Source organism: Vibrio sp. Vb1755, assembly GCF_033338635.1.
In the GTDB taxonomy this organism is placed as follows: domain Bacteria; phylum Pseudomonadota; class Gammaproteobacteria; order Enterobacterales; family Vibrionaceae; genus Vibrio; species Vibrio alginolyticus.
Genome location: NZ_JAWOTA010000002.1, coordinates 160615 through 184308 on the forward strand (window position 1 = coordinate 160615; position 23694 = coordinate 184308).

A 23694-nucleotide genomic window follows, 5' to 3' on the forward strand; every position below is an offset into this window, starting at 1 on the left:
CGTAATGTTTGGAAGATTAACTCTTGATTCAGTTCCATTCCACGAACCTATTATTGTCATCACCCTAGCGGTTGTGGCGCTGGTTGGTTTAGCCGTAGTTTACGCGGTGACCAAAGCCGGAAAGTGGCAATATTTGTGGAATGAATGGTTTACTTCAGTAGACCATAAAAAACTTGGCTTCATGTACATCGCAGTAGCGATGGTGATGCTTGTTCGTGGTTTTGCTGACGCAGTCATGATGCGTAGTCAGCAACTCCTTTCTTCTGCGGGTGAAGCAGGTTACTTACCACCGCATCACTACGATCAAATTTTTACTGCCCATGGCGTGATCATGATCTTCTTCGTAGCGATGCCATTGGTCATTGGTCTGATGAACATCATCGTGCCATTGCAGATTGGTGCGCGTGACGTAGCTTTCCCGTATCTGAATAACTTGAGCTTCTGGCTGTTTGTTGTAGGTGTCATCCTAACAAACATGTCTCTCGGCTTAGGTGAATTTGGTCGTACCGGCTGGTTGGCGTATCCGCCGCTTTCAGGTATTGAGGCTAGCCCAGGAGTCGGGGTCGACTATTGGATTTGGGCGCTGCAGATATCAGGTGTTGGTACGACGTTAACAGGCGTGAACTTCTTCGCGACCATTTTGCGTATGCGTACACCGTCTATGCCAATGATGAAGATGCCAGTTTTCACTTGGGCGTCTCTGTGTGCAAACATTTTGATCATCATTTCATTCCCAATCCTAACGGTGACTATCGCTCTGCTTACGCTGGATAGATACCTAGGCATGCACTTCTTTACCAATGATCTTGGCGGCAACGTAATGATGTACGTCAACCTGATTTGGGCTTGGGGTCACCCAGAAGTGTACATCTTGATCTTGCCAATTTTTGGTGTGTTCTCAGAAGTCACCGCAACCTTCTCACGTAAAAAGTTGTTCGGTTACACATCGCTAGTTTGGGCTACCGTAGTTATCACGATTCTTGCCTTTGTCGTTTGGCTACACCACTTCTTTACGATGGGGTCTGGCGCGAACGTAAATGCCTTCTTCGGTATTGCCACGATGATCATTTCTATCCCAACAGGGGTGAAGATCTTCAACTGGCTATTCACGATGTACAAAGGCCGCATCCGCTTTACGACGCCAATGATGTGGACGGTGGGCTTCCTTATCACCTTTACTGTTGGTGGTATGACGGGCGTACTAATGGCTGTTCCGGGCGCAGATTTCGTTCTGCATAACTCAGTATTCCTTATCGCTCACTTCCACAATGTTATCATCGGTGGTGTGGTGTTTGGATGTTTCGCTGCGATCACTTACTGGTTCCCGAAAGCGACCGGTTTCACCATGAATGAAACTTGGGGCAAACGCGCGTTCTATCTTTGGATTATTGGTTTCTTAATGGCGTTCTTACCGCTTTACGCGCTGGGCTTCATGGGGATGACTCGTCGTTTAAGCCAAGACATCAACCCAGAATACTTCCCACTGTTGTCGATTGCCGCAGCAGGTACGGTTGTGATTGCGCTGGGCGTATTGTCTCAGTTCATCCAAATTTACGTGAGTATCCGTGACCGCGAGCAAAACCGTGATCTAACTGGTGACCCGTGGGGTGGTCGTACTCTTGAGTGGGCAACATCGTCTCCACCGCCGTTCTACAACTTTGCGCACCTACCAAAAGGTGATGTGCTGGATGCCTTCTGGTACCAGAAACAAAGTGGCGAGTTCGATCCAACTAAAGAAGTGGAATACGAACGTATTCATATGCCAAAAAACACGGCAACAGGCATCTACGTGTCGGCTTGGTCGCTCCTATTTGGCTTCGGCATGATTTGGTACATCTGGTGGCTAGCGGCGGCAAGTTTGGTCGGTATTATCGTGACGTGTATTCAGCATAGCTATAACGATGATGTGGATTACTACGTGGAAGTTGAAGAGATCAAAGCAATTGAGGCTGAACGTCGAGCTCAGCTTGAAGAAGCGAAGAAAAACTCAGTGAAAGACAGCGAAAGTAAAGATGATCTGGAGGTGACGTATGCAAACTAATATCGCAGCACATCACGACCATGATCACCACCATGACACGAATGGCAACAAGCTATTTGGCTTCTGGGTTTACCTGATGAGTGACTGTGTATTGTTTGCGACCTTGTTCGCGACTTACGCTGTGCTGTCGAGCAATTCAATTGCGGGCCCAACAGGTAAAGACATTTTCGAACTCCCATTCGTGTTTGTCGAAACCATGCTGCTGCTGTTTAGCAGTATCACATTTGGTTTTGGCATTATCGCGATGAAGCGCAACAACGTTGCTGGTCTCAAACGCTGGATGTTAGTCACGTTCGCGCTTGGTCTTGGCTTTATCTGTATGGAGGTCTATGAGTTCCATCACCTGATTGAAGAAGGCTATGGGCCACAAACAAGTGCATTCCTGTCGGCATTCTTTACGTTGGTTGGTACGCACGGCCTGCACGTAACCTTTGGTCTGATTTGGTTAGCGGTAGCGTATCATCAACTGTCGACGAAAGGTCTGAACGACAATATGGCAATGCGCTTTAACTGCTTAAGCCTATTCTGGCACTTTCTAGATATCGTTTGGATTTGTGTCTTTACCATCGTTTACTTACTGGGGGTAATGTAATGGATCAACATGTAGAAACCAGTTCGTCAGATTACGTGAAAGGCTTTATTGCCTCACTGATTCTGACGGTAATTCCGTTCTACTTTGTTTGGACGAAATCATTACCAGATACAACGACCTATGCGATTCTATTTGGATGTGCATTAGTGCAGATATTTGTTCACTTTAAATACTTCTTGCACATGGAAACAAAAACATCCGACGGACGTTGGAACCTTGTATCACTGATGTTTACCGCCATTGTTGTACTTATCCTTATCGCTGGCTCGGTATGGATCATCTACAACATGAACGTCAACATGAAGTTGTAGGTCAAGGTATGCTGAAAAGTTATTTGTCTATCACTAAACCGGGCATTATTTTCGGCAACCTGATTTCTGTTGCGGCGGGGTTCTTCCTCGCCGCAAAAACAGAACCAGCCAGTCTAATGCTGTTCGTTACGACGTTAGTTGGTGTTGGGTTAGTCATCGCTTCAGGTTGTGTGGTGAATAATATTTTCGATCGTGATATCGACCAGAAGATGGCACGTACACGAAATCGTGAAACAGTGAAAGGCAACATCAATATCGATATTGCGTTTGTTTATGCACTTGCTTTATTGCTGGTAGGAACCGCACTGTTATTTATCCGAGTGAACCCACTATCCGCTGTCGTCGTGTTGCTTGGCTACGTGTATTACGTGTTCTTTTACACGATGTGGTACAAACGTAACTCGGTGTATGGAACCTTAGTGGGAAGTATCTCAGGCGCAGTTCCGCCATTGGTGGGTTACTTAGCGGTAACAAACTTCATTAGCTTGGAAGCGATTTTACTCTTTACCATGTTCTGTCTCTGGCAAATGCCGCACTCGTATGCCATTGCCATGTTCCGCATGCAAGACTACCGAGAAGCCGGGATTCCCGTATTGCCACTTAAAGAAGGCATTCATAAAGCGCATCGACACATGAAAGCGTATGTCGTAGCGTTTGGAGCAGTATCGTTGGGGTTATTTTTACTAGGTGAAGCAGGGTATGAATACTTAGCAGTTGCAGCGGTTGTTTGCTTTATGTGGACGAAAGTGACCTTTCGCAGCATTGATGACAACAACTACATCGCTTGGTCAAAGTCGGTGTTTAAAGTCTCACTGCTAGTGGTGATGGGGATTAGTGGTGTGCTTGGCGTCGAGTTGATTCCTCTAGCTCTGTAACAACCAAACCTAAGCGTTTGCTAAGCGCCAATATCTTTTGCTGCTGAATGCATGAATGACCTTACCTAGAAGTAAGGTCATTTAACTTTCTATTGTCCTTTATTTTCCCTGTTTTTCCTGTTCCTCCTCTAGCTTCACTATCACGTATTCATATCTAAAAGCAAAAACAACCAGTGTGTAAAACATAGTAGATCGCGCGTTTCCGCTGACTCGTAATAATGTCAAGAGATAGCGACGATTAAGCTAAAAAGTATAAACAGCGCAATAACTCTACTTACCATATGAGAATTCAATATCGATAGTTTGTAATGTAAACATTTGGGGGGAGTGCTAGTTCCCATAGCAGCATACAAACTAACAATGTGAATGTTTGAGTTGAATCACCAGCTAGCGAAATACAAAAGTTTTACGACTGAAAGTAGGTGAGGAAGCATCTTAGCTCCAGTGAAATGAACACGATTAAGAATCATCTTTTTACATAATCTAAAAACTCACTAAACATTAACCCAGATTAAAGTTTTGTCGTCTCCGAGGCATTAAGGTGCGCCTGTAGTTTGCAGGTCTCAAGGATTCAGAGAAGGAACAGCCATACATCGTGTATCGCTGTTCCTTTTTCGTTCTTGTTTACTTGCGAAAAGATAAAACATAAAGACAACTTTAAGAGGACTGGTTTTGAGCATTTTGTTTTCCGAAGCCCGCATTGGCAACATGATCCTAAAGAACCGTTTTGTGCGAAGCGCAACGTGGGAGAACATGGCGACCGAAGATGGTCACATGACGGTAAAGCTTTACGATATTTACGAAACGCTTGCGAAAGGGGAAGTTGGGCTTATTGTCACGGGTTATGCCAATATCGTTGAAGAAGAGAAACCCAACGCAGGTATGATGGGGATCTACAACGACTCTTTTATTGAAGAATACAAAAAGCTAACAGAGCTAGTACATCAACAAGATTCTAAAATCGTGATGCAAATTGCTTACGGTGGCACCAAAACCACCCATAACGTCGGTGAGCGTGTCATCTTCGCTCCGAGTGACGTGCCTGAGCGTGGTACAAATACGCAAGGCAAAGCGATGACAAAGGACGAAATAGACTACATCGTAAAGGCATTCGCATTGGCGAGTAAACGTGCTCAAGACGCTGGTTTTGACGGCGTAGAGATTCATGCGGCGCACACTTATTTAATTAACCAGTTTTTAAGCCCGTACTATAATCGTCGAGAAGACGAATATGGTGGTGACTTAGAAAATCGCATGCGCTTTCTTTTAGAAATTTATTCTGAAACCAGAAAGCTGGTTGGAAGCGAATTTCCCATCCTCGTAAAACTGACGGCAACAGAGTTCTTTGACGGCGGTTTAACGTTCGATGAAACTCGCGTCGTCTGTAAGAAACTTGAAGAAGTAGGCGTTGATGCGATCGTCGTGTCTGGCAATATTCACGGCAAAGCAAACGAACTTGTTGGTCAAACGTTCGATGGTTACACACTACAAGAAGAAGGTTACTTTCACGAATATGGTCACGTGATCAGTCAGGACGTTAGCATACCGGTGATTACTGTCGGCGGGCTGAGCGACATTGATGCGATTGAGAAAATTGCAGAAAACACAGATATCCAATTTTTTGCTGTGTCACGCCCTTTATTGGCTGAGCCGCAGTTGATCAAACGTTGGAAAGAAGGCAATCGCGCACCAGTAGATTGCGAACGTTGCTCAAAGTGTCGTACCAAGCGTGGTAACTTTTGCGTGGTGTATAAGAACCGAAATCGTCGCAAAAAATAAAACGAAGCGACTACACAAATACAAATTAGCCTCCACTCTGAATATGGAGGCTTTTAATTATCCGCATGTTAATCGAACCATTATTTATCTTCTTTTTGATAGTTTAAATAATGCACACAAAGATCGTGAAATGCTTTAGCTTGAGGCGAGATCGTGCGATCGGTTAACGTAAATATACCAATTTGCCTTTCAAGTGGTGGATCGATAAGCGGAATCCAAACCAAGCGTGTTTCATTGGTTGGGAAAGCAAGCTTCGGTAGGGTCGTGACACCAATCCCAAGTTCTAAGACAGAAAATAGCGAAGTAATATTTTCGACCGAATAGAGCGCTTGCTGACTCAGAGCTCTTGCTGGGGTTGGATCTAGAAGTGTACAAGTGCCGTTACGGATAAAGGGTTGTTCCAACAAAGTTTGCCACTCGATTCCTTCTGGATGACTCGCAATAGGGTTGTCCTTTAAACACACCACGCCTATTGGATCGGCTAACAGCGGCGTAAAGTCAATGCCGCCCTCATCGAGGTGAGAGGGGTTACCGAGCGCTAAGTCGACTTCACCGGAGAGTAAGCGAGCCTCGACGCCCGCCGCGTTATCATCGATCAAGCTTACTTCTACATTTGGATACTGCTCGCAAAAGGCACCCAACACGCTCGGGATGAGTTTCGCTGCAACAGAAGGAACGCTCGCAATTCGCACTCTCCCTTGCTGTCCGGCCGCGGCAGCTTTGAGATCGTTGTCCAGCGCACTGTAGATATTGAGAAACTGAACCACTTTGGGCAGACAAATTTCACCAAACGGGGTCAATTTGGTTTTGTTTCCGGGTTCAAACAGCGTTTGCCCTAGAATTTTTTCAAGCTCTTTTATCGATGTGGACAGTGCCGCCTGAGAACGATTTGCACGATGTGAAGCGGCTCGAAAGCCTCCTTCCTCGACTACCATCACAAAATGCATTAATTGTTGAAGCTTAATACTCATCCCTAATGCCTCTTAATCCCTTTATTTACGTTATTTTAAATAGAGTGATAAGTTTAATTTATCAAATGTCAAAAATTTACCGTTAGATTTATCGCCTGTCAATGTGCATCATTTAACCATATTGAAACAAAGCTATTACAAAGGTTGAAAGGCACGTGAATACTCCTACTAAAAAACACCCAGTTAAAACCAGTCTATTTGCTTCTAAAGCGCCGCTTGAATGGGCGATAGTCAACAACGGAACCCTGTATACGGCTCAAATTCCTATTGATGACACAGGCGCGGTTGTGGAAGGCGGTATCGAAGCACAAACACGTCAAACCTTTAACAATCTCATTCACACCCTGGAGTGTGCAGGGGAGTCTTTGGACTCGGTGTTGCAGGTCCTGATTTATGTGACCGACAGAGAATACTTAAAGACCGTTAACCAAGTGTACGCGGAATATTTTGAAGCGCCGTACCCAAATCGCGCCGCCATGGTGGTTGCAGGGTTAGCGCGAGAAGAGATGTTGGTGGAGTTTGTCGTCTACGCGTCGGCAAGCCAACCAGAATAAATCCAATAAGAACAATTAGAGATCAGTGAGTGGGTGGCTTGCCATCACAAATCGGAAGAACAAGGAAAGAACCATGACTTTTATTAACAATGTTCAAGCAGAAAAATCCCTCTATATAGCGGGTGAGTGGCAATCGGGCATGGACACCATCGCCAATATTAACCCTTCTGATATCAGCGAAAACATTGGCGATTTCGCACAAGCGAGTGTGTCGCAAGTAGAGCAAGCGATTCAAGCGGCTAAATCAGCGCAGCCAGAGTGGGAAAAAACACCAATCGAGCGCAAGCAAGCAGTGCTACAAGCGATTGGTGATGAGCTCATTGCACGATGTGACGAATTGGGCACCTTACTTTCGCGTGAAGAAGGTAAGCCATTTGCTGAAGGTCGAGGTGAGATATACCGTGCTGGCCAATTCTTCCAATACTTTGCTGCTGAGGTTCTGCGTCAAATTGGCGATAACGCTGCTTCCGTCCGTCCAGGTGTCTCCGTTGAAGTTACTCGTGAAGCCGTCGGCGTTATCGCCATTATCTCTCCTTGGAACTTTCCAACAGCAACAGCGGCTTGGAAAATCGCGCCAGCACTTGCGTTTGGTAACAGCGTCGTCTGGAAGCCTGCCAACCTAACCCCAGCAAGTGCCGTTGCGCTGACAGAGATTATCCATCGCCAAGGTTTACCTGCCGGCACGTTTAACCTCGTTTTGGGTAGCGGTTCGCAAGTCGGTAATACCCTTATCAATTCGAAGGATGTGAACGGCGTGAGCTTCACTGGTTCTGTGGACACAGGCCGTAAAGTTGCAGCGGCAACGGCACCAAATTTTGTGCGTTGTCAGCTAGAGATGGGTAGCAAAAATGCGCTCGTAGTGGCAGATGATGCAGACATTCAAATTGCCGTTGAAGCGACAATCGCAGGCTCATTCTCGGGTGCAGGTCAAAAGTGCACCGCGTCTTCTCGTCTTGTGGTTATGGACGGAATTCACGACGCGTATGTTGAAGCGCTAATCAAACGCATGAGCGAATTAAAAGTGGGTCACGCACTGGAAGAGGGCGTATTCATGGGTCCTGTTGTTGATGGTAACCAGCTGAATGCGAACTTTGAGTGGATTGAAAATGCACGCCAAGCAGGCGCGGAGCTGGCTTTCGGTGGTGAGCGTCTGAGCCTAGAGCATGACGGTTACTATATGTCACCAACCCTGTTCTTGAACACACAAAACAGCTGGGAAGTGAACCAAGAAGAAGTCTTTGCACCAATGGCAAGCGTGATTCGCGTTTCTGATTTGGGTGAGGCGATTGCAGTCGCGAACGATACGCGCTTTGGCCTGACAGGCGGCATTATCACGCAAAGTCTGCGCAATAGCGCGATCTTCAAACAGCAAGTCCAAACGGGCTGCGTCATGGTTAACTTGCCAACTGCGGGTACAGATTATCACGTCCCATTTGGTGGCCGTAAAGAATCTAGCTTTGGCCCTCGTGAGCAAGGGCAGTACGCCAAAGAGTTCTACACCGTGGTGAAAACCGCTTATCAGCGCCCTTACTAAGAACAGCAGGGTAGCTGATGGTGTCAGTTACCCGCACTGAAAGGCTAAGAAATTGTTTAAGGAGTGGTTATGTACCAACAACGGATTGTGATTGACGGATTGCAGTACTGCAATTGGGATCGAGAGTATTTCCAAACGCTTAAGGCGAGTGGCATTACCGCCGTTCATGCCACTATCGTCTACCACGAAACTGCGCGCGAAACCTTAACGCGTTTTGCTGAATGGAACTTGCGCTTCGAGCAAAATGCGGACCTCATCATGCCTATTTATTCAATGGCAGATGTAGAAAAAGCCAAAGCAGAAGGCAAAGTCGGCATCTTCTTCGGCGCGCAAAATTGCTCACCTATCGATGATGAAATTGGTCTGATTGAAGTGATGCGCCGCCAAGGTCTGCTGATCATGCAACTGACCTACAACAACCAAAGCTTACTGGCGACAGGTTGTTACGAACAAAACGATTCCGGCGTAACTCGCTTTGGTAAGCAAGCGATTGAAGAGATGAACCGAGTCGGGATGATCATTGATATGTCCCACAGCGCGGAGCGTTCGACGTTGGAAGCTATCGAGCTCTCTTCGCGTCCAATTTGTATCAGCCATGCTAACCCGACGTTTGCGCATGACGCACTGCGCAACAAATCCAACACCGTGATCAAAGCACTGACGGAGCGCGGTGGTTTGATTGGATTCAGTTTATATCCATTCCATTTGCCAAATGGCAGCCAGTGCACGCTGGATGATTTCTGCCAGATGGTAGCGAAAACCGCAGACATGTTTGGCGTCGACCATTTAGGTATCGGTAGCGATTTGTGCCTAAATCAGCCGCAACAAGTGTTGGAGTGGATGCGCAACGGTCGTTGGTCAAAAGCGATGGATTACGGCGAAGGTTCAGCAAGTAACTCGGGATGGCCAGATGCGCTGCCATGGTTCTGCGGCAGCGCAGGGATGGAGAACATCTACAACGGATTAATGGGTCACGGATTCAGTGAATCTGAGGCTGGAAAAATATTGGGTGAAAACTGGTTCAACTTCCTTAAAGAAGGATTAGAGCCTATTTCATAGCATTCCCCAAAGTAGGAACCGCCTGCCCACATAATAACAATACGGCAGGCGTAAAACTCACATTTGTAGCCAGTCTTTGGCTGCTGCAAAGAACCTCTGGAGCCAGAGTATGTCTGATTTAACCAATAGCATGAAAGCTTCCACGATGAACGTGTCATCGGGCAAGTCGAAAGCAAAACACAACACATCAACAACAGAAAACACGACGGACAAATTAGGACTGAATAACCCGGCCTTTTGGTATAGCGGTGGTTTCATCGCGTTGTTCGTTGCTATTGCACTTTATGACGGCGAGCTGTTATCTACGATCGTTAACGCTGGCTTTGGCTGGGCAGTTCAGGTATTTGGTCCATACTGGCAGTTACTGCTGCTTCTCACTTTTCTTATTGGTCTTGGCTTGGCTGCAGGGCGAACAGGCAAGGTGATGTTGGGCGGGATTGCAAAACCAGAAATGGATTCTTTCCGCTGGATGGCGATTATTTTCTGTACCTTATTGGCTGGTGGTGGCGTTTTCTGGGCCGCGGCTGAGCCTATCGCACACTATGTTAGCCCACCCCCTTTATACGGCGCGCAAGATAACCCGCAGCAAGGTGCGGTGAATGCGTTGTCGCAATCCTTTATGCACTGGGGCTTTCTGGCTTGGGCGATTGTAGGTAGCTTAACTTCGATCGTGGTGATGCACCTGCATTACGACAAAGGTTTACCACTAAAACCCCGTATTTTGCTTTACCCAGTCTTGGGCGAACGAGCACTTAAAGGCCAACTCGGTGCATTGATTGACGCGTGCTGCATTATCGCGGTAGCCGCAGGCACCATCGGGCCAATTGGGTTTCTAGGCTTGCAGGTTAGCTACGCGTTAAATGCGCTGTTTGATATTCCTGATGGCTTTACCACTCAGCTTATCATCATCTTGTTTGCGATTGCGCTTTACACCTTGTCAGCGCTCAGTGGATTAAGCCGAGGCATGCAACTGCTTAGTCGTTACAACGTGATTCTGGCAATGGCATTGATGGTTTACATCCTGTTTTTTGGCCCTACGAATTTTATCTTTAACGGATACATTCAAGGTGTAGGGAGCATGCTAGATAACTTTATCCCAATGGCGACCTATCGCGGTGACGAAGGTTGGCTAAGTTGGTGGACAGTATTTTTCTGGGGCTGGTTCCTGGGTTATGGTCCGATGATGGCAATTTTTATTGCGCGTATTTCCCGTGGTCGCACTATTCGCCAAGTTATTTCAACCATCAGTATAGTGGCTCCGTTAACCACTTGTTTTTGGTTCACGATTGTGGGCGGCTCAGGCCTTGCGTTTGAAATTGCTGAACCGGGTAGTGTGAGTGCGGCGTTTGAAGGCTTTAACTTGCCAGGTGCTTTGCTTGCGGTGACTCAGCAACTACCAATGCCAATGCTGACTTCAATTCTATTTCTGATTTTAACCACGATCTTCATTGTCACGACGGGCGACTCAATGACCTACACAATCAGTGTCGTGATCAGTGGTGAAACGGAGCCGAATGCGATCATCCGTACCTTCTGGGGCGTAATGATGGGTGTGACGGCATTGATCCTAATTTCCCTTGGCTCTGGCGGCATTTCTGCACTGCAATCTTTCATTGTGATTACCGCGGTTCCGGTTTCGTTGATTCTGTTACCGTCGCTTTGGAATGCGCCGCAAATCGCAATCAAAATGGCGAAAGAGCAAGGGCTATAACAATTATCTAATTCAAACAACGTGGAGCTTGTGCGGTGTTTTCCTCCTGCATCCGCACAAACCCTAGTATTCTTACAATAACAAATAGGTGGTGAGCAAAATGGATGCACATCGTTCTACTTATACGGAAGCAACTATGCGCGATGCAGCGATTGTCATGGCAGCCGAAAGGCTTGGCGCAATGCACCAAAACCGAATCAGCTTTGTTCGCAGTCTGATTCGTAATATGGCAAGCCAAAACTGGCAAGTAACCAAGCATGAGTGGCAGCTTTGTCCTCGTGGTTATGGTCATGTGATTTACAAATTGACCACGCCAGAGCACGTTTATCATTTGGTGGTATTCTGTGATGAAATTGCCGACGACGAGCGTAATGATCGCGTCATTGCTGAAAAGTGGGACGTCACATTTGCACTGGTTCAAGGCGATGTTGATGTTACTTTGTTGGAAAGATTGCGAGAAAATGTACCGCTGCAAGAAGCGGGACGTAATCCAAACAACGTACTTGTTCTTGCTCGCGCAAACAAAAGTGTGCGCGTGTTTGAGCACATTGTTAGCGCGCTTTCTCAAGGCGAGCAGCCTGAGCCGAAAGAGTTAGCGGAAGTGGGTTATATCCTGCGTACCACAGCTGTTTATGGTAACGGAAAGTTTGGTATCGCCGACTTCAAACTGTTAGAGAATAACTCAGATTTCAGCCAGTCTTTTAGTGCGCAAATGTGTGCCGTATATATGTTGCGTGAATTCAGCCTAGATTGGGTGCACTATCTGGCACTTCAACAAGGTGGCGACAACGCGGTGGCTTTGCATCGTGGCTTGCAGCGCTACCTTGGTGTCGGCAATGCTACTGGCTTAGGCATGGCTCCATACTTGATTAATCACCCATGTATTGTTGACCAATGGATGGCCTCTCGCGAGCGTGCGGTAGCGCGAGTCTTTGCGATGCCGGGTGAAGCGTCGTTCCATGCTCCTTTGCAAGGATTGCTGCAAAAAGCACAGCGTCATTTAGAGCAAGTCATCACCATCAATGAACATCAAGATAGGCTCAATCACCAAGCGATAGCAGACATCAAACAACTGCTATCAGAGCTAACAACGTTAATGGCATCACATCCGAACTGGGCGAGTTTGGTCGAGCAAAAGAAAACAATGAGTGTGGAAGCCCAAGAAATCCTCACCTCTTGCTTGATCGAACTCTACCCATCTTTAGTGGATGAATTTGCTAGCCAAATGAATACGGATGAAACGTTATCTATTCCGGGCGGGAAAAAGATCCAAGATTTACTGGAAGTGTTGCAAAGCAAGTACCGCTGGGCGATTGATGCGGATTACTCACTAGCCGAGAACAACTACTGGTTCTGGTATCGCTCACAAGATAAAGAAGAGCCAAGGCTTGGTGTTCGCGGGGAAGAGGCTGGAGAAGAAAAAGAACTGCCGCTTGATATCGGCAGACAAGTGAATCGCTTGTACCAGGCCTTGCTTGACTGTGATGTAGAAATGTCCGTAGCAGAGTTTCTATTGCAAAAACCGGCTTATCGTTCGATCACACGTCGCGTATGGACGCTAGGCAACCGTGCGATGGGGGATATTCAAATGAACGTGCTGCGTAAAGATGCGTTACCAATGCACTTACTGCGCTGTAAATTGGCGATCTTTGGTGCGACTAAGTTTGATCCGCGCTCGGATCGTTGGGTTCGAGTAACTTTCTTCCAAGGTGCGCCGTTGTTAGATGAAATTCACGATCCTAAACTGGCAGACACATGGATTTTCCCTAGCATGCCGCCGCGTGACGAAATTGCGCAAAGTGACAATCAAAAAATCAACGGAGGATTTGCATTATGATCGTCTCTCACAACGAATTGGTGGCCGCGGTTAATAAGGCATTTCTTGGCATGCGCCGTCACTGTGGTGAGGCGGATGTCATCGCGAATATGGTGGCGGACTTGCAAATGGTTGGCTTACATGGAGTTCGCCATTTTAATAACGCCAGTCTGTTTCTTGGGTTAGATTCAGACTGCGCCGTATCGGTGACCAACAGCACACCGTCAAGCATAGAGGTAGAACTGCACAACGGGAGTGTAGCGTGTCATTTACCCGCTGTGTTGGATTTCGCGCTCGAGAAAATGATCAACCGTAAGTCGATTACCATTACGTTGAAACAGTGTCATAATCGTTGGCTGGGTTTCAGTGAGTTGTTGAAGCTCTCTGCGAAAGGCATCGCGTGTCGCGCACAATGGGTCAATGGCTCTAGTCCCAAGCGAACGCTTTATGTGTTAAACCGCGGACGAATCGCACCAGAAGTCTTTTTCTCGGATCAGTTTGATGGGCATGATACGGATTTGCATAGTATGGTTATCGAGCTCTCCGTGAACGATTTCGATATCGAGAAAAGTGCACAAGGATATACCACCCACATTGAAGGCGATGAGTTAAGCCGTACGCAACAAGCTTCTTGGCAAAATGGTATCTTTGTCGAAGACCAAGAATGGGAAACACTGAAACAAACCGCAACCGCGTTGCTGGTGGAGAACAGTGAGCGTTCTATGCTCGGTGCTGGTGGTGTGGTTTAAGCTATGAAAGGCGATGATTCCAAGTAGAAGTGATGAAGGCTGCTGTTTAGCGGCCTTTTTTGTGCGCGATGTTCAGTCACTTCTGAAGTTCGAAGACTATGATTACCGTTATCCGCAAGATGGAGCAACACAGGTAAGAAAAATGGATCTGCAAGAGAATAAAAGAAATGCCATTGCGTTTTACGAAACCGCCTATCGAGGTAATCCAAGAAAAGCGGTTGAAGACTATGTTGGCGATGAGTACATCCAGCACAATCCATTAGTTGGAAATGGCCCCGAGGCTTTTATCGAGTATTTTGAGCGGATGCAAAATGAGTATCCCAATAAAGACATTACGTTTGTGCGAGCCATTGCTGAAGGGAACTTGGTGGCACTACACACTCACCAAACATGGCCTAATGATATTGAATACGTGACGATGGATTTCTTTCGTTTTGATCACAATGGGAAGATCGTTGAACATTGGGACGCTCTGCAAGAGATTCCTAAAGAAACATTGAATGGTCACACCATGTATTAACGAGTCGTTGACGAGTCTCCCATGCCGTTTATTCAAACGGTATGGGAGGTTAAATGATTTGTGGCACTTTAAGTATTAATCATCAAAGCGCTTTTTCGATTCTCACCGCGACGTCTTCAGATACCCAGCCTTTCCACAAGTCAGGGTAGGTATTAAAGAAGTAAAACATCGCTTCTTCACCGTCCGCGTAGTTATCTTCCATCCATGCCAGCATTTCACTCATTTGCTCGTTGGTAAATCCGCGTTTCTGCAAGTACGCGAATGCTTGGGGTTCTTTGCTCGCAAACGCCTCAGTTGTTACTGTGCGAACTGGAGAAGGTGGGTACATTGTTACTTTTGGTGAAGCGCAATCAGGCTGAGTGGTACAGTTGCGATACTCTTCTAAATCTGTTCCGCTACCAAAATCCACTTTGACCATATCATACTTGCCCAATACGGGGGTCGGTGACCAGTAGTAACCAAACCAAGGCATTTTGCGATCATAGGCTTTGGCGATGGTGCCAGCTAATGCTGCGCCAGATCCTGGGTCAACCATCTCAAAGCCGTGCTCACTTAACCCTAATGCATTAAACAAGTGACCGGAGGTGATTTGGCATGTCCAACCAGCAGGGCAGCTATAGAACGCGAACTTGTCATCATCTTCTGGGTGTTCAAATAGTTTGGCGTGCTTGATGACGCCTTCTATCGTCGCGAGTTCTGGATACTGTTTTACCAGATAGGCGGGAACCCAAAACCCTTCTTCACCACCATTGACAAGCGATTCACTAGCGATGCGCAAGCGTTTATCCGCAATCCCTTTATCAAGTGCTTCTTTAATACCGTTTGTCCATAACTCTGGCGCAACGTCAGGCTGTCCCTTTTCAATCATAGAGGTGCCTGTAGGAACGCTATCACCAGGAATCAATTCCGCATCGCACTGGTAGCCTTCATTTAAGACAAATTGGTCGATGTGCGCCATTAAGCTGGCCGAATTCCAATTCATGTCTGCGATGGTTATTTTTCCGCATTCGTCCGCATTTGCATGAGTAGATAATGCTGATAGCAGCAGAACAGAGAGCATTGAAGGTGTCGTCTTCATGTGACTGAATTTCCTTGTCGTTGTCATTTACTTCAGTATATACATCGGTTTATAAAGATTCAGTGAACAAGTTTTTTTCAGTGACGTTAAGCATAAAAACGGTGATTTATGAAGCGTTTGGTGAGGCGTGTTGAAAGGGAGTTAATACAGCAAGAACACTCCTTCGTAGCCGCCAATCTCAATATGAGAAACATAGTCGCCGATGTTACCGTCTTGATCTACAGGTCGCATAGGCTCTGGAAGCACGATTGTCATCTTCGGTGAGGTGAAATAATCGATATTCTTGCCAAAGAAATCAGTTCGATACAGCACTCGGCCTTTAGTGAATTCGCGGGCTAACACCATCTCTGTAGGGCCATGCATCACTACCATATCGTCTGAGTGATACGCAAAGTACGTATGGGTTGGTAACAAATCGATAGCGCCATTGGGCAAGTCAGGATGAGCCACTTTGCTCATAGAAGCATCTCCAATCACCGTGTAATCGGCAGGATAGGGCGTGCTGGTGGACATCATTACCGGAGTCGCCTGATACCCCTCTGGTATTTGATTGGCAGGCTCTCCCAAATCAACGGCAAGCAAGGTGCTAGGTTGATAAGCAATATTCATTGGTACGCCTGCCTTCCAGAAGTTGTCACTTGTTGTGTTATTACTTCCATATAAGTAGCCATTGTTCCACTGATTAAAGTAACTGCGCTCAGGGTGATAGTTTAAGTAGAACACTGCTAGTGCAGAGTATTGGTCCTGTTTCCAATTGTCTTCTTTGTTCCCAAAGTATTGAACGCGACCATAACGCGTTGTCGCTTGATAAATCACTTTCTGGCCCGCTTTGGCGAGTGCAGAGTTATCCCAAAATTTAGCCAAGCCAGCATAGCCACTAAAGCCGGTAGCAGGGAAAAGGTAGTGCTCGCGCAAGTACAAGGAGCCAGCGTTAACCAAGTGGTTTTGCCCATTACGACCGAATAAGTTTGCCGTACCTATGTTGAGGCCAATTAACGCATCTTCATCCAGCGTTGCCAGTTTATTCAAGAACGCCGAGAATTGCGCTTTGTAAGCATCGTCAGCGGCTTGGCTTCCCGCCACCAAACCAAGTTCATCCACTGTGCCTCCGGAATATATGTAGAACTGACTTGCACCGAGTAACTTATTCGTATCGTCGTTGTACGCACCATTTAAACCTTGTTTCGCCCATTCAGCTTGGTAAGAGTGGCGCATTGTATTGGCAAAAAAGGGATTGCCGAGATTGGTCAATGCCCAAGAAGAGGTTTGATTCCACATACGACCAAATGGAATAACGCGTGACTCCCAACGAAATCGTGCGGTTGCATTCTTATTTGAACGGTTTTTGTATTCATTCCAAGAAAGATAATTGTCTTGGTTTCGATCTGCAGATTTGTCGAAGCCACGAATTTTACGCCAGCGTTGAATGGTTTGACCTTCCGGTGTCTCCGTTGGTGCTCCTGAGATATTGACGGCAGGGAAGCTATTTTTGAGTTGAATGTTTTCGAGACGTGGGCGGTTTTCTATGTTGCCGTCATGCCAAGTAATTTTCGCAAAGTAAAGGCGGCCGCCGTCGCGTAAAAAGGTGGAGCCAAAGTACTGACCGCCACCATAAGTTTTTCCGCTACCATCATGCGTTGTAGCGCGAACCCAATCCGAAGGAACAGACCAGTTTACTGTTTGGTTTTTAGTCATGTTCTCAGTTTTGTCTTTTTTAATCGCGAAGCGTTTCCATTCTGTTACCCGACCAAACGAGTCGATAGCAGAAGGGTATTCAATCGTGAAGCTGCCGCCTTGAGCAAACTGAGAGAACGTAAAGGCTAAGCGGTCGAACTTCTCTGAGTGATAGACATAGAGGGCTCCACCATTATTCGCCTGGCCAAATACATCAGCATCCCATGGCGGTGGTTGATATAGCCAAAAGCCGGCGTGGTCAGCGCTGGCGGTATAGCCAACGATCATCGGTTTTCGATTGAGTAATGTATTTTCACCATGGCTTGAGTCGACTTCAGCTAGGATAGTGTCTTCAGAAAAGTGGAGAAAGAAATCTTCGTAGTCAATTCCATTCAGTTCTGCTTGGTTACGTATATCGTTTTCCAGCCAACCTGAGTTAAGTTCCAGCTTTTGGTTGTACATGTAACCAAGTGCTTGTACACGCTCATTATGACTTTTACTTTCGTAAGCGCCGAATACGATATCAGCATAATCCAGTTCCCATTCACGTGTAGCCGCAGCAGAGATAGGCTTATCTTGAAGATCAATACCCTGTTCATGCAATCCAGGTAACACGATTGCTGTTCTACTCCAAACGCTGGGTATAGAAAGTAAGCTCAGAGAAGCAAGTGCAATGAGAGAAAAACAATGCGACTTCAACATGGAGTTATCCCATTAATACTTAGATGACTCAAATTAAGAGTCAGATACAAAAAGAAATTATAGTCCATTCACAAAGTCCTAATCAGGAACTCGCCGATAGAAGGCTTTACCGGAAATCGAGGGGGGAAGCCCGGCAAAAATGAGAAGGTCTGCGTCGGGTGTAGTACGTTCAAAGACTCAAAATTCCGTCTACACAAGCACAAAAGTAACCAGAATTTTAACCTTGTTTCGATTGCCATCATATTGTTGGATTTTCATCAACAATTTCAGTTAAAACCAACTGATTAAACCAGTCATATTCTCTGTTGTATTGATTGCTTATCATACAAAAATTTAACAAAATTAATTTTTATACATTTTTATTGCATAAAAAATCCTTTTGAGTAATATAAATGCCAAGTGACAATTAATGCGGTATGTCAGCATGACTATTCAGGTAAGCGGAATCAATAAATCCTACGGTGAGACACAAGTCCTTCACGATGTCAGCTTTAAGTGTGAAAGCGGCGAAACACTGGTGTTACTCGGTCCGAGTGGTGCAGGGAAGAGCTCTCTACTACGTGTTCTTAACCTTCTTGAAGGAGCGGATAACGGCCAGTTAAACATCGCTAATGACGCATTCGACTTTTCAACTGAAATCAAAGAGAAGCAAGGTTTAGCGCTTCGTCGTAAAGTGGGCATGGTGTTCCAACAGTACAACCTATGGCCGCATATGACAGTGATGGAGAACCTGATTGAGGCTCCGGTAAAAGTCGCTGGCATGGATAAAGAAGAAGCGAAGAAGCAGGCAATGCAAATTCTTGCGACGCTGCATTTGGCAGACAAAGCGGATGCATGGCCTATGCAACTTTCTGGTGGTCAGCAACAACGTGTGGCGATTGCCCGCGCTCTGATGATGAAACCAGAAGTCTTGCTTTTTGATGAGCCTACCGCGGCGCTTGACCCTGAAATCACGAACCAAGTGGTCAAAATCATTAATGATTTAAGCGAAACCGGAATTACACAAGTAGTTGTGACGCACGAAGTGGATTTCGCCAAGAAAATCGCTAGTCACGTACTGTATTTAGAAAAAGGACACATCGTTGAGCACGGCACAAATGATTCGTTTTCTAACCCGCAAACCGCCCAGTTTGCTGACTACTTAAATCACTAAATCACGTTTTTAAAGTTCAGTCTATTTAACAGATAAGCTCGGCTGTCATTGCGAGTGTCAGCCCACTAAGTACACACGGAGTATTGCAATGAAAAAGATTCTACTAGCTTCACTAATCGGACTTGTCTCAGCAAACGCAGCAGCACAAGAAGAGATCAAATTCGCGATGGAAGCGACGTACGCCCCATTCGAATACATGGATGAAAACAACCAAATCCAAGGTTTTGATGTGGATCTGGCGAATGCACTATGTAAAGAAATCGAAGCAAAATGCACCTTCCACAACCAATCTTTTGACAGCCTGATCCCAGCATTAAAATTCAAGCGCTACGATGCGGCAATCTCTGCAATGGACATTACTGAGGCGCGTTTGGAGCAAGTGAATTTCACGAATGCATACTATGACAACTCAGCAGCGTTTGTTTCTATCAAAGAAAAAGTGGCTGATCAAAAAGCACTAGAAGGTAAGCGTGTTGGTGTTCAAAACGGTTCAACACACCAAAGTTACCTGATTGAGCAAATGCCAGGTGTAACTGCGGTTCCTTACTCAAGCTACCAAGACGCATTCATCGATATGAAGAATGGCCGTATTGATTCTGTATTCGGTGACACAGCAGTCGTAGCAGAATGGTTCAAGAAAGAAGACAACCTAGCTTACGTGGGTGAGCACGTCACTAACCCTAAATACTTCGGTAACGGTTTCGGTATCGCAGTAAATAAAGGTAACGACGAGCTAGTGAACAAGCTGAACACAGCACTGAAAACAGTGAAAGCAAACGGCGAATACGACGTAATCTACAACAAATACTTCGGTAAGTAATATGGCACTAACGGGTTACTCTTTATCGCTTGTTCAAGCTAGTTGGATGACTGTCCAGCTAGCCTTCACAAGCCTCTTAGTCGGTTTGATTCTGGCAGTGGTATTCGCCAGTGGTGAAATGTCTCGCCGCGTTTTCGTTAAATGGCCAATGACGGCGTTTGTGACGATTGTACGCGGTTTGCCAGAAATCCTTGTCGTGTTGTTCATCTATTTTGGTTCGACGCAGGTTCTGTTTTTAATCACCGGCGACTTTATTGAAGTTAGCCCGTTCTTGTCTGGCGTGGTGGCGTTGTCATTGATCTTCGCTTCTTACGCTTCTCAAACTCTACGTGGCGCATTAAAAGCGGTTGGAAGAGGGCAGAGAGAAGCAGCAAGTGCACTTGGTATCAGTCAAGCACACGCTTTTGTTCGCATTGTTTTGCCACAAGCAGTAAGACACGCACTACCAGGTTTAACTAACCAATGGTTGGTTCTGCTGAAAGACACCGCGCTTGTATCACTGATTGGCGTGACGGATTTGTTGAAACAAGCGCAGCTAACATCTGCAGCGACCCATGAAGCGTTTACATGGTACGCAACCGCTGCGGCGATTTACCTAGGCATTACTTTGATTACACAACGTGCCGTCAAACTGATTGATAAGAAGTTCTTAATTCAAGGCATGAGCATGGGACAGGAGGTAACCGCATGAACGAACAACACGTTTGGCAAATGCTGGATGGCTTAGGTACCAGCCTTCAATTGACCGCCGCTTCCTTGGTTGTGGGCTGTCTCTTAGCTCTGATGATGACGCTGACTCTGATCCTACGTACTCCGGGTTTGCATTGGGTAAGTCGTGGCATCATCACCTTGTTCACTGGTACGCCTTTGTTGGTGCAGATCTTCTTGGTGTACTACGGTCCGGGTCAGTTTGATGCTGTAAGAGAAAGTGTATTTTGGACATGGTTAAGCCAACCTTGGTTCTGTGCGATGTTAGCGCTAGCGTTGAATACCGCGGCGTACAGTACTCAGTTGTTCAAAGGGGCGTTTAACGCGATTCCTTCCGGTCAATGGCAAGCGTGTCGTGCATTAGGTATGAACAAAACCGCAACACTGAAAGTGCTGTTGCCATACGCTATTCGTCGTGCAGTTCCGGCATACTCGAATGAAGTGATTTTGGTCTTCAAAGGTACGTCACTAGCAAGCACGATTACGATCATGGAGCTGATGGGTTACGCGCAGCGCATTAACGCACAAACTTACGATACGTTGACGGTATTTGGTATTGCGGGCGCATTTTATTTAACGGTAAATGGTGTGCTAACTCTTATTTTCCGTCAGGTAGAGAAGAAAGCATTGGCGTTCGAAGCCGCATAAACCTTCAATCAACACTCATCATCTCGTTCCACAGTGCCTTTGCAAATGACTCTCTTGCAGGGGCATTTTTTATATTCGTTATGGCAAATCCCTCAAGTTCCACCAAACTTAATTCAATGCAATTGTATTGGTGGCACCATGGAAAGAAGACACTTTTTAGCGCTGTGGACATTGTTGTTCGCACCCTCTTTAAAAGCGACGACACCAATGCGGCCGACGCCAGCACAAACAGAAGGGCCATTTTATCCAGTAGTGGATATTCCTCTTCGTCAAAACTTGATTCTGCAATCAGAAGGCTTGGTCGGTGAACCTATCGTGTTGCAAGGCAGAGTAGTAGATACATCGGGAAACCCTGTCTCAGGCATCAAAGTAGAAACCTGGCAATGCGATGGGCAGGGGATTTACGATCATCCTAAGCAGCCAAATAATGATAAGTTTGATGCTCACTTTGCAGGCTTTGGCGCATTCGAAACTCAATCGGATGGTCGCTACTTATTCCAGACTTTGTATCCTGTGCCTTATGCCTCTCGTCCTCCGCACATTCACGTTAAGTTGTGGCGGGATAACCAAGAGCTTCTGACCACTCAGTTGTACTTAAAAGGCAATACTGGTGACGAATGGTGGGGTGGTAAAGCCCGTGATTATCTACAGTTTGAAACCATACGAATCGACGGGCGATTAACGGGCGAATTTAACTTTGTCATTGGCTAGCGAATCCAGTTAAGCCATTAACTCAACCAATTGCGCCAAGCATTCTTTATCCAGTATCGGATGAGGCTCGACGCCCGTGACCAAAACGATATCCACGGAAGGTAGCGATGGCATATCGTCTAAGATCTTAAGATCCTCGCTAACGCTAATACTGCCCATCGCACCGATAGCCATGCATGAACGTACAATTGCTCGTTGTGCAGAAGCCGTATTGCAACATGCCAGTAGTTGATAAGGAGTGCCACGTTTGGTTAATCCGTCTACTGCTGCCGCATGGTATTTACAGTCGGTTTGGAATAGGGCGAGAGGGAGAGGTTGGGCGTTCTCAATGTCAAAATCAGGATGAGCAATCCACACGCCTTTGTCGCTTGCTAGCCAGTAACCTTCCTCACTGTCCGGTGCTCTTGTCACAATAGCGGCGTCTAGCTTTCCTTCATCAAGTTTTTCTCTCAAGGTGATGCTTGGCTCACTGAAGACTTGAATTGAACATGTGGGCTCAGATTGCTGTAATACGCGGATGACTTTAGGCAGGATATTGTCGTTGTAATCCTCGGGGCAACCTAAGCGAAGAGGGCGCTTGTTTTCATAGCGCCTCACTTGTTTCAGTGCTTGATTGTGCAAGCTGACCAATTGCTCGGCGTGAGAGCGCAGTGCCAGTCCCGCTTCACTCAATACGAGGTTACGGCCTTCTTTTTCAAACAAGCTGACGCTGAGTTCGTCTTCTAGCTTACGCATTTGTGCACTGAACGCTGATTGGGTGCGATTAATCTGCTTGGCTGCACGAGTGAAACTGCCCGTTTCTACAAAAGCCAGAAAGCTGCGTAACGCATCGATATCCATATCTAAAACTCATCCATCGTTTTTGTTGAAGTGTTCTATCAAAACTATCCGTTAGTCCCCTTAAATACAATCAGATATTGTGAATGGGTAATCAAAACACGAACCGCATGGAGGCGTCATGAAACTGTTTATTGCTAATCAAAACTACTCAAGCTGGTCACTGCGCGCATGGTTGATCTTTTCTCAATTCAAACTAGATGTCGAAGTCACCAAGCTCAAATTATTCACAGAAGATTTTTATAAGACCTTGGAAGGTATTACACCAACCGCGAAAGTACCTACCTTGGTGGATGGTGACGCAACCGTGTGGGATTCATTAGCGATTTTGGAATACGTTAACGAGCAATATTTACAAGGTAAAGCTTGGCCAAGCAACTCCGCAGAACGAGCTAAAGCACGCGCCATTGCATCAGAAATGCATTCGGGTTTCTTTGATTTAAGAAACGAACTCCCAATGAACATCCGCGCACACAGAAAAGTCGACTTAACGAAGGGTGCGCTTAAAGATATTGCTCGTATTGACGCCATTTGGGCAGAGCAAGAAGAACTGCATCCAAACGGTTGGCTATTTGGAGAATGGTCGATAGCGGATGCTATGTATGCACCTGTGGCATTGCGTTTCCAAACTTACGGCATCGAGTTATCGGAAGGTGCCAAAGCTTACCAACAAAAGGTGCTAGCAAGTGAATCTTTACAGCAATGGTTGGAAGAGGCGAACCAAGAAACGGATATCGTAGAAGAAGATGAAGCAGGGGTAGAAGTATAAGCGCATCTTGCGATCGCCTGTAGCAAGGGAAAGCATGACAAAGCACGCTTTCCTCTTCTAGGATGGTTGTAGTTTCCGGCGC

The 23694-nt window shown here is 46.3% G+C and carries 22 protein-coding genes; 18 read left to right on the forward strand and 4 right to left on the reverse strand.

The window, feature by feature from the left end:
- Positions 1 to 4: 4 nt before the first annotated feature.
- The 5 genes from cyoB to R7E00_RS03280 all read left to right on the forward strand — a co-directional run bounded on the left by cyoB (position 5) and on the right by R7E00_RS03280 (position 5598).
- Positions 5 to 2041 (forward strand): cytochrome o ubiquinol oxidase subunit I, encoded by a 2037-nt coding sequence (gene cyoB, locus R7E00_RS03260; protein ID WP_005375781.1) that lies wholly within the window; start codon positions 5 to 7, stop codon positions 2039 to 2041.
- Entirely contained in the window at positions 2031 to 2633 is a 603-nt protein-coding gene (gene cyoC / locus R7E00_RS03265) for a cytochrome o ubiquinol oxidase subunit III (RefSeq protein WP_005375782.1), read from the forward strand. Before cyoB ends, cyoC begins: the two co-directional genes overlap by 11 nt.
- Positions 2633 to 2944 (forward strand): cytochrome o ubiquinol oxidase subunit IV, encoded by a 312-nt coding sequence (gene cyoD, locus R7E00_RS03270; protein WP_005375783.1) that lies wholly within the window; start codon positions 2633 to 2635, stop codon positions 2942 to 2944. The genes cyoC and cyoD overlap by 1 nt, the downstream gene beginning before the upstream one ends.
- Positions 2905 to 3819 carry a heme o synthase gene (gene cyoE / locus R7E00_RS03275; protein ID WP_165401665.1) on the forward strand — a complete coding sequence of 305 codons (915 nt, stop codon included), beginning with the start codon at positions 2905 to 2907 and terminating at the stop codon, positions 3817 to 3819. Before cyoD ends, cyoE begins: the two co-directional genes overlap by 40 nt.
- A gap of 672 nt (positions 3820 to 4491) precedes the next feature.
- Positions 4492 to 5598, forward strand: coding sequence for an NADH:flavin oxidoreductase (locus tag R7E00_RS03280; protein ID WP_171345438.1), 1107 nt, complete (start codon positions 4492 to 4494; stop codon positions 5596 to 5598).
- An 80-nt stretch (positions 5599 to 5678) separates the two neighbouring features.
- Here R7E00_RS03280 and R7E00_RS03285 read toward each other — a convergent pair whose 3' ends face one another.
- Positions 5679 to 6569 carry a LysR family transcriptional regulator gene (locus R7E00_RS03285; protein WP_005375788.1) on the reverse strand — a complete coding sequence of 297 codons (891 nt, stop codon included), beginning with the start codon at positions 6567 to 6569 and terminating at the stop codon, positions 5679 to 5681.
- Between the two features lie 155 nt (positions 6570 to 6724).
- On the opposite strand from R7E00_RS03285, the gene R7E00_RS03290 reads away from it, so the two are divergent.
- The 7 genes from R7E00_RS03290 (at position 6725) to R7E00_RS03320 (ending at position 14512) form a co-directional block, all read left to right on the forward strand.
- Positions 6725 to 7123, forward strand: coding sequence for a RidA family protein (locus R7E00_RS03290; RefSeq protein ID WP_005375789.1), 399 nt, complete (start codon positions 6725 to 6727; stop codon positions 7121 to 7123).
- A 73-nt stretch (positions 7124 to 7196) separates the two neighbouring features.
- Positions 7197 to 8657: an aldehyde dehydrogenase family protein gene (locus R7E00_RS03295; RefSeq protein ID WP_053303712.1), complete on the forward strand. Its 1461-nt coding sequence runs from the start codon at positions 7197 to 7199 to the stop codon at positions 8655 to 8657.
- 69 nt (positions 8658 to 8726) lie between these two features.
- The gene (locus tag R7E00_RS03300) at positions 8727 to 9716 is read left to right on the forward strand and encodes a membrane dipeptidase (RefSeq protein ID WP_053303711.1); all 990 of its coding nucleotides are present in this window, start codon (positions 8727 to 8729) and stop codon (positions 9714 to 9716) included.
- Positions 9717 to 9825: 109 nt separating this feature from the next.
- A complete protein-coding gene (locus R7E00_RS03305; RefSeq protein WP_115386696.1) occupies positions 9826 to 11427 on the forward strand; it encodes a BCCT family transporter in 1602 nt (533 codons plus the stop codon).
- 100 nt (positions 11428 to 11527) lie between these two features.
- On the forward strand, positions 11528 to 13264 hold the full coding sequence (locus R7E00_RS03310) for a hypothetical protein (protein ID WP_017634250.1): 1737 nt from the start codon (positions 11528 to 11530) through the stop codon (positions 13262 to 13264).
- Complete coding sequence (locus R7E00_RS03315; RefSeq protein ID WP_025767672.1) at positions 13261 to 13992, forward strand: DUF3726 domain-containing protein; 732 nt, start codon at positions 13261 to 13263, stop codon at positions 13990 to 13992. The genes R7E00_RS03310 and R7E00_RS03315 overlap by 4 nt, the downstream gene beginning before the upstream one ends.
- A gap of 142 nt (positions 13993 to 14134) precedes the next feature.
- Positions 14135 to 14512 carry a nuclear transport factor 2 family protein gene (locus R7E00_RS03320; protein ID WP_005390944.1) on the forward strand — a complete coding sequence of 126 codons (378 nt, stop codon included), beginning with the start codon at positions 14135 to 14137 and terminating at the stop codon, positions 14510 to 14512.
- Positions 14513 to 14594: 82 nt separating this feature from the next.
- On the opposite strand, the gene R7E00_RS03325 is transcribed toward R7E00_RS03320, so the two are convergent.
- Positions 14595 to 15590 carry an ABC transporter substrate-binding protein gene (locus tag R7E00_RS03325; protein ID WP_005375798.1) on the reverse strand — a complete coding sequence of 332 codons (996 nt, stop codon included), beginning with the start codon at positions 15588 to 15590 and terminating at the stop codon, positions 14595 to 14597.
- 141 nt (positions 15591 to 15731) lie between these two features.
- Entirely contained in the window at positions 15732 to 17966 is a 2235-nt protein-coding gene (locus tag R7E00_RS03330; RefSeq protein WP_262606006.1) for a hypothetical protein, read from the reverse strand.
- A gap of 424 nt (positions 17967 to 18390) precedes the next feature.
- Here R7E00_RS03330 and artP point away from each other — a divergent pair, with 424 nt between their 5' ends.
- The 5 genes from artP to R7E00_RS03355 all read left to right on the forward strand — a co-directional run bounded on the left by artP (position 18391) and on the right by R7E00_RS03355 (position 22006).
- Positions 18391 to 19119 (forward strand): arginine ABC transporter ATP-binding protein ArtP, encoded by a 729-nt coding sequence (artP, locus tag R7E00_RS03335; RefSeq protein WP_155604249.1) that lies wholly within the window; start codon positions 18391 to 18393, stop codon positions 19117 to 19119.
- Between the two features lie 88 nt (positions 19120 to 19207).
- Positions 19208 to 19939 (forward strand): arginine ABC transporter substrate-binding protein, encoded by a 732-nt coding sequence (locus tag R7E00_RS03340; RefSeq protein ID WP_085568965.1) that lies wholly within the window; start codon positions 19208 to 19210, stop codon positions 19937 to 19939.
- A gap of 1 nt (position 19940) precedes the next feature.
- Positions 19941 to 20630, forward strand: a complete 690-nt coding sequence (artQ, locus tag R7E00_RS03345) for an arginine ABC transporter permease ArtQ (protein WP_262606007.1) — start codon at positions 19941 to 19943, stop codon at positions 20628 to 20630.
- On the forward strand, positions 20627 to 21295 hold the full coding sequence (artM, locus tag R7E00_RS03350; protein ID WP_262606008.1) for an arginine ABC transporter permease ArtM: 669 nt from the start codon (positions 20627 to 20629) through the stop codon (positions 21293 to 21295). The genes artQ and artM overlap by 4 nt, the downstream gene beginning before the upstream one ends.
- Before the next feature lie 138 nt (positions 21296 to 21433).
- Positions 21434 to 22006, forward strand: a complete 573-nt coding sequence (locus R7E00_RS03355) for a protocatechuate 3,4-dioxygenase (protein ID WP_262606009.1) — start codon at positions 21434 to 21436, stop codon at positions 22004 to 22006.
- Positions 22007 to 22015: 9 nt separating this feature from the next.
- Here the strand turns inward: R7E00_RS03355 and R7E00_RS03360 are convergent, their stop codons facing one another.
- Positions 22016 to 22846: a LysR family transcriptional regulator gene (locus R7E00_RS03360; RefSeq protein WP_186585230.1), complete on the reverse strand. Its 831-nt coding sequence runs from the start codon at positions 22844 to 22846 to the stop codon at positions 22016 to 22018.
- Positions 22847 to 22964: 118 nt separating this feature from the next.
- Between R7E00_RS03360 and R7E00_RS03365 the strand changes: the two genes are divergently transcribed.
- Positions 22965 to 23612 carry a glutathione S-transferase family protein gene (locus R7E00_RS03365; RefSeq protein WP_262606010.1) on the forward strand — a complete coding sequence of 216 codons (648 nt, stop codon included), beginning with the start codon at positions 22965 to 22967 and terminating at the stop codon, positions 23610 to 23612.
- Positions 23613 to 23694: the final 82 nt, after the last annotated feature.

Bases quoted from the DNA above. Each gene is read 5' to 3' on its own strand.
- cyoC (WP_005375782.1), top strand. From the start codon at position 2,031: ATGCAAACTAATATCGCAGCACATCACGACCATGATCACCACCATGAC.
- cyoB (WP_005375781.1), top strand. From the start codon at position 5: ATGTTTGGAAGATTAACTCTTGATTCAGTTCCATTCCACGAACCTATT.
- R7E00_RS03295 (WP_053303712.1), top strand. From the start codon at position 7,197: ATGACTTTTATTAACAATGTTCAAGCAGAAAAATCCCTCTATATAGCG.
- R7E00_RS03360 (WP_186585230.1), bottom strand. From the start codon at position 22,846: ATGGATATCGATGCGTTACGCAGCTTTCTGGCTTTTGTAGAAACGGGC.
- artP (WP_155604249.1), top strand. From the start codon at position 18,391: ATGACTATTCAGGTAAGCGGAATCAATAAATCCTACGGTGAGACACAA.
- cyoE (WP_165401665.1), top strand. From the start codon at position 2,905: ATGGATCATCTACAACATGAACGTCAACATGAAGTTGTAGGTCAAGGT.
- R7E00_RS03320 (WP_005390944.1), top strand. From the start codon at position 14,135: ATGGATCTGCAAGAGAATAAAAGAAATGCCATTGCGTTTTACGAAACC.
- R7E00_RS03285 (WP_005375788.1), bottom strand. From the start codon at position 6,569: ATGAGTATTAAGCTTCAACAATTAATGCATTTTGTGATGGTAGTCGAG.
- artM (WP_262606008.1), top strand. From the start codon at position 20,627: ATGAACGAACAACACGTTTGGCAAATGCTGGATGGCTTAGGTACCAGC.
- R7E00_RS03340 (WP_085568965.1), top strand. From the start codon at position 19,208: ATGAAAAAGATTCTACTAGCTTCACTAATCGGACTTGTCTCAGCAAAC.
- artQ (WP_262606007.1), top strand. From the start codon at position 19,941: ATGGCACTAACGGGTTACTCTTTATCGCTTGTTCAAGCTAGTTGGATG.
- R7E00_RS03365 (WP_262606010.1), top strand. From the start codon at position 22,965: ATGAAACTGTTTATTGCTAATCAAAACTACTCAAGCTGGTCACTGCGC.
- R7E00_RS03330 (WP_262606006.1), bottom strand. From the start codon at position 17,966: ATGTTGAAGTCGCATTGTTTTTCTCTCATTGCACTTGCTTCTCTGAGC.
- R7E00_RS03355 (WP_262606009.1), top strand. From the start codon at position 21,434: ATGGAAAGAAGACACTTTTTAGCGCTGTGGACATTGTTGTTCGCACCC.
- R7E00_RS03310 (WP_017634250.1), top strand. From the start codon at position 11,528: ATGGATGCACATCGTTCTACTTATACGGAAGCAACTATGCGCGATGCA.
- R7E00_RS03315 (WP_025767672.1), top strand. From the start codon at position 13,261: ATGATCGTCTCTCACAACGAATTGGTGGCCGCGGTTAATAAGGCATTT.
- R7E00_RS03325 (WP_005375798.1), bottom strand. From the start codon at position 15,590: ATGAAGACGACACCTTCAATGCTCTCTGTTCTGCTGCTATCAGCATTA.
- R7E00_RS03305 (WP_115386696.1), top strand. From the start codon at position 9,826: ATGTCTGATTTAACCAATAGCATGAAAGCTTCCACGATGAACGTGTCA.
- R7E00_RS03300 (WP_053303711.1), top strand. From the start codon at position 8,727: ATGTACCAACAACGGATTGTGATTGACGGATTGCAGTACTGCAATTGG.
- cyoD (WP_005375783.1), top strand. From the start codon at position 2,633: ATGGATCAACATGTAGAAACCAGTTCGTCAGATTACGTGAAAGGCTTT.